This window comes from Vibrio sp. 3-2(1) (assembly GCF_963887575.1).
GTDB lineage: Bacteria > Pseudomonadota > Gammaproteobacteria > Enterobacterales > Vibrionaceae > Vibrio > Vibrio anguillarum.
Map to the genome: position 1 here is coordinate 1 of NZ_CAWPGB010000022.1, position 14,160 is coordinate 14,160.

Annotated in this window: 10 protein-coding genes; 2 read left to right on the forward strand and 8 right to left on the reverse strand. The window is 43.8% G+C overall.

The features are described from left to right. Window positions 1–302 precede the first annotated feature (302 nt). The 8 genes from AACQ79_RS08340 to AACQ79_RS08375 all read right to left on the reverse strand — a co-directional run bounded on the left by AACQ79_RS08340 (window position 303) and on the right by AACQ79_RS08375 (window position 10,451). Complete coding sequence (locus AACQ79_RS08340; protein ID WP_026028183.1) at window positions 303–1,496, reverse strand: acetate/propionate family kinase; 1,194 nt, start codon at window positions 1,494–1,496, stop codon at window positions 303–305. 329 nt (window positions 1,497–1,825) lie between these two features. Then, window positions 1,826–2,587: an iron chelate ABC transporter ATP-binding protein VctC gene (vctC, locus tag AACQ79_RS08345; protein WP_170898908.1), complete on the reverse strand. Its 762-nt coding sequence runs from the start codon at window positions 2,585–2,587 to the stop codon at window positions 1,826–1,828. Window positions 2,588–2,593: 6 nt separating this feature from the next. Beyond that, window positions 2,594–3,544, reverse strand: a complete 951-nt coding sequence (gene vctG, locus AACQ79_RS08350) for an iron chelate uptake ABC transporter permease subunit VctG (protein ID WP_026028906.1) — start codon at window positions 3,542–3,544, stop codon at window positions 2,594–2,596. A gap of 22 nt (window positions 3,545–3,566) precedes the next feature. Beyond that, window positions 3,567–4,502, reverse strand: a complete 936-nt coding sequence (vctD, locus tag AACQ79_RS08355; protein WP_170898909.1) for an iron chelate uptake ABC transporter permease subunit VctD — start codon at window positions 4,500–4,502, stop codon at window positions 3,567–3,569. Window positions 4,503–4,529: 27 nt separating this feature from the next. Further along, window positions 4,530–5,441: a siderophore ABC transporter substrate-binding protein gene (locus tag AACQ79_RS08360; RefSeq protein ID WP_069212134.1), complete on the reverse strand. Its 912-nt coding sequence runs from the start codon at window positions 5,439–5,441 to the stop codon at window positions 4,530–4,532. Between the two features lie 195 nt (window positions 5,442–5,636). Continuing rightward, window positions 5,637–6,818 carry a DUF3103 domain-containing protein gene (locus AACQ79_RS08365; protein WP_170898910.1) on the reverse strand — a complete coding sequence of 394 codons (1,182 nt, stop codon included), beginning with the start codon at window positions 6,816–6,818 and terminating at the stop codon, window positions 5,637–5,639. A gap of 239 nt (window positions 6,819–7,057) precedes the next feature. Next, entirely contained in the window at window positions 7,058–9,502 is a 2,445-nt protein-coding gene (locus AACQ79_RS08370) for a M9 family metallopeptidase (RefSeq protein ID WP_170898911.1), read from the reverse strand. Window positions 9,503–9,689: 187 nt separating this feature from the next. Continuing rightward, window positions 9,690–10,451: a class II glutamine amidotransferase gene (locus AACQ79_RS08375; RefSeq protein WP_019282661.1), complete on the reverse strand. Its 762-nt coding sequence runs from the start codon at window positions 10,449–10,451 to the stop codon at window positions 9,690–9,692. Window positions 10,452–10,957: 506 nt separating this feature from the next. Here AACQ79_RS08375 and AACQ79_RS08380 point away from each other — a divergent pair. Both AACQ79_RS08380 and AACQ79_RS08385 read left to right on the forward strand, forming a co-directional pair. Further along, window positions 10,958–11,203, forward strand: coding sequence for a hypothetical protein (locus AACQ79_RS08380; protein WP_170898912.1), 246 nt, complete (start codon window positions 10,958–10,960; stop codon window positions 11,201–11,203). A gap of 195 nt (window positions 11,204–11,398) precedes the next feature. After that, window positions 11,399–14,155, forward strand: coding sequence for an immune inhibitor A domain-containing protein (locus AACQ79_RS08385; RefSeq protein ID WP_170898913.1), 2,757 nt, complete (start codon window positions 11,399–11,401; stop codon window positions 14,153–14,155). Window positions 14,156–14,160 lie beyond the last annotated feature (5 nt).

Genomic DNA, 14,160 nt, shown 5'->3' on the forward strand with positions numbered 1-14,160 from the left:
CTCGCTGCTTTATAAGTTGCTGGGTGCCATCAGGTGCCTTTGTGAAGGCTTGAGCCTAGTGCGGTGAAAGTTGCACGCTGGGTTCTTAGAGGGACGACACTTGGTAACAGGTGTCGTCTACTCGACATCAACAACCCAGTACTAACCTCGCTAACTTAGATGCAAAAAAATGAATTGTAGAAGGCAATTTAGTAAGCCATGGGTGTGTCGCCATGCACATCCTTAGCGATGGTCTATCCAACATATGAGTACAAAAAAAGCGAGCACTAAGCTCGCTTTTATCTATTTGATTTTAAATTTAATTATAGCAACTCAACCGACTGTTGGGCGATCACGAATTCTTCGTTGGTTGGTACCACAAGCGCTACTGCATTTAGCATGTCTGATTTTGCGATAATGCCAGCATTACCGAATCGAGCTTGCTCGTTGCCTTGCTCATCTTCCACAAAACCAAGAATTTTCAGGTTGCGTAGAATTTCACGACGAATAGGCAATGCGTTTTCGCCAATACCACCAGTGAAAATAATACCGTCGAGCGAATCAAGCGCTGCAAGGTATGACGCGATGTATTTCGCCACACGGTAGGTGAAGACTTGGAAGGCCAATGTAGCGCCTTCATGACCTTGCTCCATGGCTTCTAGAATGCCACGTGCATCGCTGGTTAAACCAGAAACACCCAAGAAACCAGAGGCTTTGTTCAATGAATTAAACACTTGTTCTTGCGTCCAACCCTTCTTCAATAGAAATTCAATGATACCGGGGTCAAGGTCACCACAGCGAGTGCCCATCATCAAACCGGAAAGCGGTGTAAAACCCATACTGGTATCGACACTCTGGCCATCTTTAATTGCGCACACTGACGCACCATTACCAAGGTGAACAGAAATAAAGCTGCTTTCTTCAACTGGCTTGTTGATCATTTTTGCCGCTTCACGGCTCACAAAATAATGGCTGGTTCCGTGGAAACCATAGCGGCGAATACCAAACTCAGTGTATAGCTCTTTTGCAATCGCACCTGTGTAGGCTTTTGCTGGCATGGTTTGGTGGAAAGCGGTATCAAAAACAGCAAACTGCGGTAACTCAGGAAACGCTAGCATTGCCGCGCGCATACCAATCGCGTGTGCTTTATTGTGTAGCGGTGCTAAATCACTAAGCGCTTCAACTTCGTTGACGATTTTTTCGTCTAACTTAACGGTCTTAGTAAACTTCTCGCCACCATGTACTACGCGGTGTCCAATTGCAACGACGTCATCAATCAAGCCGTAGCTTTTCACAAGCTCAACCAGTTTTGCAACCGCCAACAGGTGGTGATTCGCTTCACCTTGAATCGCACAATTGGCTTTTTCTCCGTTAAACTTCCAGCTCATACGGGCATCATCAAGCCCAAAGCATTCACCTAGACCACTCAGTACGGCATCCCCCGTATTTGAATCAATCACCGCAAACTTCAGTGATGAGCTGCCAGAGTTAATAACCAAAACAAACGAGTTCGACATGGGGTAAGTTTCCTGTTTTAGACTAAGTGTTGAAGTATACAACTTCTTGGTTTACGTGACCCTCATTATTCAATAATTTTTTAATCTTTCAACTTTGTTTTAGTTTCAGCATCATGCCAAACGATTTTTTCTTGATCTGAGGCAAGTTATTATTTCTTTTGAAGTGAGAAATATATCAATATTTAAGTCCATCCTGTAGCGCGCAGTAAACGTCTGCGCTTCCACCATTTTGCGTTGACAACATTAGGCAGTAAAAAGGGGCCTTACGGTGAATCGAAAGCGTTCTGTTCAGTACTCGTAACGTTACGCACACCGGCAGTTAAATCGCATCAATGGGTGTAATACATACAAATACGCTTACTTTCTATTTCTAATACGTTGAACGGCGTTTCATAGATATCGCTCAAAACCGACGATTGAATCACCTCTTGTACTGTGCCAGTTGCTACTACTTGGCCTCGTTTCAGCGCAATTATGGAATCGGAGTAACAGGATGCAAAATTGATGTCGTGGATCACCACGACCACCGCTTTATTCAACTCATGTGCTAAACGCTGAATAGTGGCCATGATCTGCAATGAGTGTTTGATATCGAGGTTGTTCAATGGCTCATCGAGAAAGATGTAATCGGTATCTTGGGCGATCACCATGGCAATAAAGGCCAGCTGGCGTTGGCCGCCACTCAGTTCGTCTAGGTATTTATCTTCTATCGCTTTAAGATCAAGATATTCGATCGATTGCTCAATCATCGCATGATCGTTGGCTGTTAATTTACCTTGCGAATAAGGAAAACGGCCAAAAGCCACCAGCTCTTTCACGGTAAAACGCATGGTCAGAGTATTGGCTTGACGCAGAACCGACAGCTTTTTAGCCAACGCTTTAGTATCCCACTCAACCAGCTCTTTGCTTTCAATCCAAACTTTACCGCTATCACGGCAGACCAAACGGCTGGCCATCGACAGTAAGGTACTTTTCCCTGCGCCATTAGGGCCAATAATTGAAGTGACCTTGCCTTTTTCAAACTGCGCACAGGCCTTATCCACAACGGCTTGTTGGCCAAACACTTTAGTCAGTTTATCTAGCTGAATCATATGAAATTAAACCATTTTATTACGTAAAAGGAGGGAGAGAAAATAGAGGCCTCCGATGAAATTGATCACCACACTCAGCGTTGTTTCAAACTGGAATACTTTTTCAACCACCCATTGACCAGAAAGCAATGCACACACCGCCATCGCGGAACAACCAATCAATAAGGTTCGGTGTTGGTATGAACGAAACCACTCGCGCGTTAAGTTGGTGACCAATAAGCCAAAGAACATCACGGGCCCAACTAAAGCTGTAGAAATAGCAATTAATACCGCACTAAGCATCAATACATGGTGCGTCACTCGGCGTACATCCACCCCTAAACTGACCGCGTTATCGTTATCCAACCATAAAACATCCAACACGCGATGCAGGCGAAACAGGCCAAAGCAAACCAACAGCAGTAACGGTGTTACCCAATACACAAGTTCCACTTTCACGTTGTTGAAGCTCGCAAACATATTGGACTGTACCGATGAAAAATCATTCGGATCCATCAGCATGATCAAAAAGGAGGAAATGCTGGAAAACAGTTGCCCCAGAATGACTCCTAATAGCAACAACACCATTAAGTTGCTCTGCTGCTTACGAAAATAAAAAGCGAACAACAAACTAGAAAACAGCAACATGGCGGCAACGGACAACGAAAAATTGAGGTAAGCATTAAGCGCGTAGCTACTTAGGCCACCAAAAAGAGTCACCACTAACACCTGCACAAACAGGTAGAGTGAATCAAACCCCATGATGCTGGGCGTTAAAATTCGGTTGTGGGTAATGGTTTGAAACGCTAGAGAGGACTGCGCAATGGCAATACCCGCTAACACCATCGCCAATACTTTGGGTACACGACGAGAAAGAAAATAGTGATAGTTGCCGGCGTTCAATCCAACACCAATAAATAACCCAGCAAAAAGCAGAGAAGCCAAAACCAGTAACCACAGTTTGGTATGATCACGCAAAGTGATGCTCGCACATACAGACTTACCCATGGCGTTGGCCTCGCAACAGCAACACAATAAATACACTGCCACCGAGAATACTGATGATCATCGAAATCGGCACTTCATACGGGAAAATAATCAAACGGCCGCCCAAATCGCATAGCAGTACCAATAACGCACCGAAAATGGCCGTACGAGGGATATTTTTGCGTAAGTTGTCGCCGTAATAGTGGCTGACTAAATTAGGCACAATCAACCCTAAAAAAGGCAGTTGACCGACAATCATCACAACCGTCGCAGACATCACCGACACCAAACAAACGCCAATCACCAGCACTTGTTGATAGTTAAGCCCTAAGTTCACAGCAAAATCTTTACCCATGCCGACCGCCGAAATTCGCGCCGCATACAAATAGCTAAAGAGGGCAACCGGAATCGCAATATAGAGCAGTTCGAAATCTCCTTTCAGCAAATTGGCAAAATTGGCTACCGTCCAGCTAGAAAGGTTTTGTATCGCATCGTATTTGTAAGCGATGAAGGCGGCGGCGGATTCCACCACATTACCAAAAATAATGCCGATCAAAGGGACAAAAATGGCATTTTTAAACTGCACGCGCTGAATCAGTTGGACAAACAGCAAAGTGCCCGCAATCGAAACCGAGAAAATAAGCCACAAGCTTTCACCGTGACCAAAAAAGACTAAGCTCAACACATAGCCCAGCATGGCGCATTCAATGGTACCGGAGGTAGAAGGCGCGGCAAATCGGTTTTGGCTGATTTGCTGCATAATAAGACCCGCGATACTGAGCCCTGCCCCGGCTAAAACAATCGCCAACAAACGTGGCAAACGACTGGTAAAAAGCAGTTGCCAAGCATGGGCATCCCCTTGCAGTAATGCTATTAGTGATAGATTGCCTACCCCCACAAACAGTGAAGATAGGCTGACTACCAACAAAGCAAGCAATAACTTTTTCAAAGCTAACCTCAGCTTGTTTGTGGCAAATTAGTGAATGTGTACAGCATTTCTAACGTCGCTGATCATCTGCTCTGTAGCAGTCACACCAGAAATGGATAGGTACCAAGCATTAAGGTCTAAAAACGCCATGCTTTTATTTTTGTAGGCCGCAGTCGCTTTGATCAGGTCATTTTCAAACTCTTGGCGAGTGTGACTCTGCCCTTTGTTGACCAACGTATCACGATCAATGATCAATAAGGTTTTAGGATCATGTTCACGAATAAATTCATAGGAGATTAGATCGCCATGGCGTGTCGCTTTGATGCTATCGACGGTCGTTTTGAATCCAAAATCTTTATACACCGCCGAGAAACGTGATTCAGGCCCAAAAGCGGTAATGTTACCGCCAGAGCTCATCACTGTGAGCGCATCGATTTGGTTGTTCTGATTAAAGCTACGAAGCGCTTGAAACTGCTTATCTAAATCTTCAATTTTGGCTTCCACTTGGTCTTCAATAGCAAATACTTTGCCTAGATTACGCCACTGCTGCTGCGTACTCTGCCAGTAGCCTTGGCTTGCATCGGCTGCAAAAACGATAGTGGGTGCAATTTTAGATAGCTCGTCATAACTGGTTGCTGCGCGCGGCCCAATCACAATCACATCTGGTTTTTGCATATAAATGGTTTCGAAATCAGGCTCAAATAAAGAACCAGCAGGTGCGTATTTATCGCTGTTGTACTTCGCTAAATAATTCGGCAGTTCAGTCACTTTCGATACCGCGACAGGTTCAATACCAAAGCGATCTAACGTATCTAACGCACCTAAACCAATGACAACCACACGTTGCGGATTTTGCTCGATCGTCGTGGTACCGAGTTGATGATCCACAGAAACGGTTTTAGCACTGAGAGTAAAAGAGGTAAGCAAGCCAAGTGCTGCCAAACTAAACAACGATTTCATATAGGTTCCCATTTAAAATAACTGCGACAGATTTTGATAAGCATTCGCATTAAGTTCGGGTAATATAATCGTTGACAGTCGTTCAAGCAACCCTATTCACATCAAAATCAGCCATGATGATCAGAAGCAGCAAGAATGATGAAAAAGCGAGCGCTAATAAGAGATTCGCGCTCGCTTTCTAGGGGGAGAGAAGTGTTATGGACGTGTCGGGTTAATCGTCAAAGGCTCAAAAGTGGCCACTGCGTTACCACTCGCTCCAGGATGATCAACATAGCTGGTGTCTTGCATCAAGGTGTAAAAGACATCGACATAATCGTCGTCGTTGACCAGTAAACCATCGGGAATCGCATCAATGATCTTGCCCGTGATTTGCGGAATAATCGCATATGCCTGCACTTCTGGATCAGGGATAAGCTTCAGCACTTCTTCCGCTACTTTGACGAGTAATTTAGCCAGCTCCTTATAGTCGGTACCATCATCTTGCTCCATCAAGATAAGATCGGCTGCGCCCCAACGGTAACGAGACCATTGGATCATCACTTGATTTGGGAAGTAATCTTGCTTGTCGTAATCCAAATAAGGCATTTCAACTAAGTCAATGGTCGGCTCATCTCGGCTTGGATTGATGCCTGTAACAATCGCATAAATTTCAGCCGCTCCAGAGATCCACGGTTCTTTGTCATCCGCTAAACGAATTTTTTTCAGTACTGTGGTGGAAATAGGCTCAGCGCTATTATCGCTGCTGCGGGCCATCGCTTGCGCGGCGACGCTACCACTTTCTACTGTGGTCAATGTGGTCGATTGACCCAATGCGTTCATCTGTGCACGCATTGCTTGTAAGCCTGCGCGCAATTCCACTTCGCTATTACTATCAACCACGAAAACGGGTACATCTGGCATTTGATATACATCCAGCTGATGAACCTGTCCGTACACATCAAACGCTTCAATATATTGCCAAGACGCATCATTACCTTTGGGCTCAAAAGCAAACAACGGGCTTTGCCCTTCTTGCCACTCTTTAATCATCGACGCATCGGCAATACGCAGTTGCAGCAATTGCTCAGTAAAATCCTCAATGCCTTTCATTGAACGAATTTGCGCGTCCGCTACAACCATCTGTTGACTAAAATCGGAATCAGGCTGCTCTTCAAAAAAAGTGGAAACAGAAATAGATAGGTTTTGCGCGCTGATTTCAGTTTTAAGTGTGGTTTCAAGCTCGGCGTAACTTTCACTCAGTTGCAGTGCTAACGCTCTTTTTTGCTGTGCAATCGCATCAGCATTGGATTGGCTGGTGCTACTGGTTGTCGCTTCTTCTGAGTTGCACCCCATAATAGTGGCCACAAGCAGTAATGAAACGGGTGTTATATATCTCATAATGAACCCTTAATATTTTTAATTACAACATAGAGTAATAACTCTACATAAAAACACAATATCACCGAATGCTATTCTTTCAAGAAATAAATAGAGTGTTAATTTATATTCTTCCCACAAGATCAAATTATTATTAAGTAAAGATTAAATTAAACAATGTTAATATAGCTATTACTTTTATGGCTAATTATATGATTTTAATAAAAAGAAGTGCTTTTACACTTCTTTTTATTCATTAATTATTCATAAGTTGCATAGAGCTCAACTTGGCTATTGGCTTGCTGTGCATTAAGCATGAAATGGACATAGCCCGCTTGCGTTACTGGCAGTTCAATATACTCATAGCTATCAGCGCGTTTAGACGCTTGGTCAAAATGAGTCAATGTAGGCCAGTGCTCGCTTTCTGCATAAAGATCAACATTGTGGGCTGCCATCTTATCAATAGGCTGGAGCCAAACTTTGACACTGCTCATTCCCTCTGGTACATAAATCGCTGCATAGCGAGTTTGATGAATACCCAACGTCATTGGCTGACGATTTTCGAGAACAACAGGTGCTAAATCATCACTAGGCTTTTGCGTATTATCGGTAATGGCGTAACTTACTTTCGTATTTAATTCAACACGCTGGTAAGCTTCTCTACCCGTAATACTAAAATAATAGCGACCCGGTAAAACGGTACCATTGGCTTGTTTTTCTAGGGCAATTGTTTCATTACTATGCAGTTCAAAATTTGTTATTTGATAATCATAATAATGCGCAATTTTTTCATAACTTAAATAAAGATCGGCGTCACCATCACCGCTAATATTAATCGACAATTCACTGATATTATCTGGAACATCAATATAATAGAGTTGTTCACTGTACTGCTCACCCGACAAGGTAACACTCTGCCCTAACGCTAAATGATTCATCGTGTCTTCTGGTTGAATTGGCGGCACAGTCGGATCTTCTGGATTACCACTGTCCGCTGTCAAAGTGTCTAACCAAGTTGAAAATTCGCTGTCTAGGCTTTTGCCGATCCGTTTCACTTGCTCAGCCCATGCTTTGAAATCGCCACTACGTGATAGCGCTAGCAGTTGATCCACTTCATTGGAATGGTTTTCCAGCATAAAACGAACCGCTAAATAGCCCCAGCGATAAATTTGATTGGTGTCATTTTGATAAGTAGTGGCTAGCACTTGCGTGAGGCTCAGTTTTTTCTCAGCAATTAAGTCTACCGCCGCTTGGTAGCCTTTTTTATAGTGCATGTATTCAGCGAAGCCTTCCAACCACCACACGATATGGCCTTCACTTAAATTGAGAGAAAACGAACCGTATTGATTGTAGCGTCCGTCCAAATAATGCACATATTCATGCTCTAAATTGAGAATAGACAACGCCTCATCCTGCGCATATCGGTAAGCAACAAAGCGCGCTGTGTTGTTGGCATCAGCCGGGTTACCTTCAAGGTATTGCCCGCCATTGTTGGTAGTATTGCCAAACAAGAAGTTGGAATAACTGACATAACTTTCGTTGCTATCAAATACCACCACTTCCACTTGTTGATTGAGATCATCGGCCACGGGCGTGAAACCGGTATTCGCGACGGCATGGAAGTCGGCTTCTTTCTCATTCAAAATTTCACACGCTTGCTCTGCTTGTTGTGGTGTTAAGCCTTGCGAACGGATAATAGCAGGCCCATCACATTGATGGCGATTTGGCATGATACGCTGTTCAAGTTGCTGCTTAGCTTGCGTTAAATTAAGCGCTTCCAATGTCTCTGGCGCGTAGTAAGAAAGCATTTCAACCGCAGCAATCCAGAGTTTATCGCTACGTCCACCCAGCGGGTAACGTTCCAATACTTTTTCTAAAATCGCAATGACTCGAGTTTTGGTGTTTGGGTAAGGGCTAACCAGTAAGCGCCCCGTTTCACGCACCGCATTGTACAAAATGAAATCAGCATCGGTTCCTAACGCCCAATCATGCTCAGTGGCAAAACGATACAGTGTCTCCAAATATTCTGGATGGGCTTCAATGTCTTGATAAAAATCATCACGCGAAGCATGGCCGCTCATGGATCGAAATAAGTTATTTAAACCATCAACAAACTGCACATCTTGCGCCGTTTGTGGGTTAAAGGCGTCCAATAGCACGATGAAATTCGCCATCGTTGAAGGTAAGCGTTTCACGTTATCGACCATTAACGTTAAGCTCGACATGGCCGCCACTTGTTCACGACCTAAGCTCAAACTATAAGGCGATAACATAAACTGGTTGATCGTATCCGCAATCGCATTGCTCAATTGATCTGAATAATCGCCAAACTCTTGCTTTACACCATAGCGCACATAATAAGCGGCACGGATAAACTCCCCCAAATTAGCAATAGATTTGGCTTGCGCTTCTGTTCCTTGATATTGCGAAACCTCTAACGCCAGCGCTCGGTTAATGCTGTCTATACTATTTTCACTGTATAGACCCAAGATGGCTTTACTATCGGTGTAAAACCACGAGTTATAACAGACTGGTTGTGCATTTTTAATCGCTAAAATTGGCTCTTGTGCTTGTGTGATATCATTAAACTGGCAGGCATCTAATGCATAAGAAAAAGACGGTAATCCTGCTAACGATAATGCCAATAGCAAAGCATTAGGTTTGGGACGAGGGGAATGAATAGATGGAACCGGAGCAATACGCATAGTAACGACTCTCTATAGATCATAGAAATGAATGAGTCGCGATTTATATCAGAATCACATCAACAAAATGAAACTTGATGCACAGAAACCAGGATCTTACTTCAAAAAAGAATTGCTCTCATGAGAGAGCAATCGATTAACCAATAGATCTTATATATCAATACATTACTAATTTTTCCACCACTAACTAAGTGATCGGATACACAGTACATTGAGTGCCAATCACATGAGTAATGGTTTGCGGCTCAATCATTTGCCAACCACTTTCACTATCAAGGGGTTCTGACGCAACCACCATATTATCGCCTTCGCTTTTACTAAACACGGTCGGCGGATTACCATCAGAGCTATAACGCACTAACCAAAAATCTTGCCCATCAGAGATACAAATCGAAGCTTTAAAAGGTGTGACTATCTGTTTCTCCGCCAAAGCCTGCGCAATTTGACCAATCGTGGTCGTAATGGCTTGTACTGGCTGACTGCGTAACCCATTACTCATCATCAATAAAAAAATCAATTCACTATCCGTTGTCCCAACACGCTTGACGTATAGCGATTCCGGTAGCTGCCGTTCTAAGGCGAATTTCACTTTTTCAAACTCACCAATTTGCCCGTTATGTAAAAACATCCAGTGATCCAAAATAAACGGATGACAGTTAGAACGGGAAACCTGCGTTCCGGTGGACGAACGCACATGAGCCATAAAACGGTGAGAACGAATGTGATGCGTTAAGGATCGCAGGTTTTCATCTCCCCAAGCGGGTAAGACTTCATGAAACTGCCCGGGTGTAGTGCGTTCGGTATACCAACCCAGCCCAAACCCATCAGCGTTGACACGGGTGACCGCTTTACGCGCTTCTAAACTTTGGTGCACGAGAGAGTGTTCCGGTTGATAAACCAGTTGATCGAGGTAGATAGGAGTTCCTTGGTAGGCGAGCCAGCGGCACATAATGCAAACATTCCAAAATAATCAGTCACTGATTTCAATAAAGCACGTTTGCTCAATGGCTGCAAGGTGTCCAGGCAACGATACCTTTGCCACTTGGCTCATCAACGCCACAAGTTAATGACTCTTAAATGCAGGCTTAAATGATGAATTATTTATTGAACTAAGATCATCTTTTAGCAAAGTTCATATTATTAAAAATACTAAACCTATTATTAGTCATTGTTGGTTTTGACCCAACATTTACTTTCGATTGAATTCTAACCTATCACTTTATTTATCTAAAGAATTTCATCTTCATCACTAAGAATAAAATACAAATCCATCAATTATTAATTCTAAATTTAAGAATAAAGAACCGACATATTTATCAATTAAAAACAAACCAAATGTTAACTAGTTATGTTTAAAATATGATGTTATTTCAAAACAACAATTATTTACACTTGCTATGCGTATGACTGATATATAGATTGTTACGAATAATTCACACATTATATGGATATACTGTGAAACATTTAATTTATTTTTTATTAATTAGTTACTCATCAATTAGCCTTGCTCAATCTTCAGTTGATGATGAACGGATGCTCGCCTCATTAATCGAACGAGGTGTGATATGTGAAGGGCTTACATCAGAACAGCAACAACAAGCACTTGCTCTTTATCTACAAAGAAAACACAACAAAGGAAAGTCTCTCAATTCGACAAATCATCAAGAAGAAGCGTGTATTTCTCCGCCGAAGAGCGACTAAATCACCCGTTCAATCTTCACTGAATAACACTCAGAAAACTTGCCTAGATAAGAATATACCAGCCACTCATTGCGTCCATGAATTCTATTTTATGGCGATGAAAGCCATTTATTCTCTATAGCGCTCAGTCGTATGGAAATCAGTTCAGTGAAATTGTTAATACCATAAATACAGAAAGAAAAATAAGGAAAGCAGATGAAACACATAAGGAAAACCTTGCTTGCGTCAGCAATGGTAACACTATTTAACGTCAGTGCTTATGCGCACACCCCGATTGATTTAGGGGTAGTCAATGAAGATAAACTCATTGAAATGTTAGTGCGTAACGGTGTTGTGGATGCCAATGCTACCGATGCAATCAAGCGCGATGCCTTGGATCGTTATTTAGAGCAGAAAATCAAATCGGGCTTCCACGGCGATGCGCAATTTGGTAAGCAAGCTCTTGAGCAACGCGCACGGGTATTAAAGACCATTGAAAAACAAAAAGGCCAGCAAAAAGCCAGCGTTTTTGCTCTCGATATCAGCACCAAACGCACCGATAAGGTATTAGCGCTTTTAATTGATTTTCCCGATTTACCTTGGAACGATAACCGCCTGACCAAAGAGCATACTGAAATGCTCTATGCCAGCTACAATCCACCTCACTATCAAGATCTGCTTTTTTCCGATGCGGGCTATGCAGGCCCTAATGGAGAAAATTTCATCTCGATGCGTCAGTATTATGAAAGCGAGTCTGGGCAAAGCTACAGTGTGGCCGGGCAAGCCGCAGGTTGGTATCGCGCGTCTAAAAACGCCGCGTTTTACGGGGGCAACTCGGCAACAACAGACAAAGATATGAATGCGCAAGAGTTGGTACGCGAAGCACTGAACCAACTGGCGCAAGACCCTAGTATTAATCTGGCCGATTACGATATTGAAGATCGTTACGATTACAATGGTAATGGCAACTTCCGCGAACCGGACGGCGTAATCGATCACTTGATGGTGTTCCATGCATCCGTTGGTGAAGAAGCCGGCGGCGGTGTGCTTGGACCTGACGCCATATGGTCCCACCGTTATAATCTCGGCCAACCTTATGTCCTTCAAGGCACAAAAAGTACGCTTCCAGATCGCTTTAACGGCCAATATGCCGCCTTTGATTACACCATGCAACCGATTGATGCGGCCGCTGGGGTTTGCGCACACGAGTATGGCCACGATTTAGGTTTGCCTGACGAATACGATACCCAATACACAGGTAAAGGTGAGCCAGTTTCTTATTGGTCCATCATGTCTTCTGGCAGTTGGGCCGGAAAAATTGGCGGAACACAACCGACGGCATTCAGCTCTTGGTCTAAACAGTTCTTACAAAAAGCGGTCGGTGGTCGTTGGATCAATGACGATCAAATTTCGATTGCAGAGTTAGAGAAAAATCCTCGCGTATTTACCCTATTCCAAACCACTGACAATGCTCGACCAAATATGGTGAAGATTGATTTACCACTGAAGCGTGTTGATGGGGTGAAGCCTTATCAAGGTTCGTCCGCTTTTTATTCAAACCGAGGCGATGATCTGAAAAATAGCATGTCTCGTAAGCTTTCTATCCCTACAGGTGAACAAGCTACGCTGAATTTTAAAGCATGGTATCAGATTGAAAAAGACTACGACTTTGCACGCGTACTGATCAATGGTAAAGCGATTGCAGGTAACATCACCACCATGGATGACCCGTACAATACAGGGCTTGTACCTGCTATTGCTGGTCAGTCGGATGGCTGGGTTGATGCGATATTTGACGTCTCCCAGTGGGCAGGCCAAGAAGTGACACTCAGCTTTGACTATGTCACTGATGGCGGCTTAGCCATGGAAGGTCTTTACCTTGATAACCTACAGTTAGAGGTCGACGGGCAGCAAACCCTTATTGATGATGCCGAAGGAACATCCACCTTCGCCTTTAAAGGTTACACCACCAACAATGGCTTCCATGAAGCGCCACACTATTATTTACTGCAATGGCGTAGCCACAATGACGTAGACCAAGGCTTAGCCAATATCAAACGCATGGGCCAGTTGATGACTTTCGAACCCGGCCTACTGGTTTGGTATGTGGATGAATCTTACACGGATAACTGGGTAGGTAACCACCCAGGTGAAGGTTGGTTAGGTGTCGTCGATGCGGATCAAAACGCATTGGTTTGGTCAAAAACTGGTGAGGCCGCACAAACGCGCTTCCAAGTGCGAGATGCAACCTTCTCATTGCAAGATCAAACACCTCTACGCTTAGTCGCTGCCGATGGTGATGTGCTCGAAGACACAAGCTTAATCGGTAATGGTAATTTCTCTGATGGCGCGGATTACAGCTCACCATTAGTACCAGATGCTGGGCGTAAGTTAACGGAATTTGGCTTGATGATCGACATCCTCAACCAAGGCCAAGACAATGAGTACGGCGTAATTCGCTTATCAAAAGTCAGCGAACAAAACCAAGCTCCTGTCGCCAACTTTGAGCTTAAAACCGACGGTTTATCTGTCAGTGCTCTCAACTACAGCCATGATGAAGATGGCGAGCTAGTCAGTTACGCATGGGATTTTGGTAACGGCCAAATGAGCAGCGAAATGGCGCCAAGCTGGAGCTACATCAAAGCAGGGCAATACACAGTAAGCCTAACCGTAACGGATGATAAAGGCGCAATCAACACCACAACGCGCACAATACAGGTTGAAGTGCCTAACGCATTACCGCAAGCCAGTGCTAAATATATCCACCTTGGACGCTGGGTAACGATGTGGTCAACCAGCAGCGATAGCGATGGGCGTATTGTCGATACGGAATGGACCCTGCCGAATGGAAAAATAAAACGTGGCAAACTCTTCACCGCCATTTTCCCAAGCTCTGGAAAACATGAAGTGAAAATTAAAGTGATGGATGACAAAGGTGCAACAGTGACTAACACCATTGTGGTGAATTTGTAACCACC